Below are 489 nucleotides of genomic sequence, written 5' to 3'. Positions count from 1 at the left end.
GTCAGGATGTCATCGACATAGGCGCGCACGATGCCGGTCACGAAATCGAGCGGGGCGAGCACGGCAATGACCAGCGCCGCGGCGACGGACGCGTCGCGCAGGCGCATCCGCCCGGACAGAACCGCATAGCCGACCAGGAACGTCCCCGATACCGCTCCCGTGACCTTGACCAGGAAGAGGGTGAGCATCAGCAGGGCGAGAAGTCCCACTTGCAGGCCGCGCGCCTCGACGAAGAGGAGTGTCGCCACGAGCAGGTAGAGCAGGAGGCTGATATGGCGGTTGTAGTGCCCGAAGCCATCGAAGCCTGGCATCGGATACAGGCTGTGCAGGTTGATCGGCAGCGACGCGAACAAGAGGAAGGGGAGCAGCAGGGCCAGAGCCTGGCCACGCGAGCGCTTCCCGACATCGGCGACAATCAGCGCCATCATCGGCAAGGCGACCGGCAAGATGCCCCAGTTCGCCAGCAGCATCGGCTGCGCCTGCGGGAAC

General features: G+C 65.6%; 1 protein-coding gene. It reads right to left on the bottom strand.

From position 1 onward, the window contains the following. On the bottom strand, positions 1-470 hold a 470-nt coding region (locus AB4Y92_RS25620), incomplete at its 3' end, for a hypothetical protein (RefSeq protein WP_441822176.1). Positions 471-489 lie beyond the last annotated feature (19 nt).

Source organism: Lysobacter sp. TAB13 (assembly GCF_052113885.1).
Classification (GTDB): domain Bacteria; phylum Pseudomonadota; class Gammaproteobacteria; order Xanthomonadales; family Xanthomonadaceae; genus Lysobacter; species Lysobacter gummosus.
The sequence above is the reverse complement of the archived record's forward strand: the minus strand, read 5'-3'. Positions and strand labels throughout refer to the sequence as shown.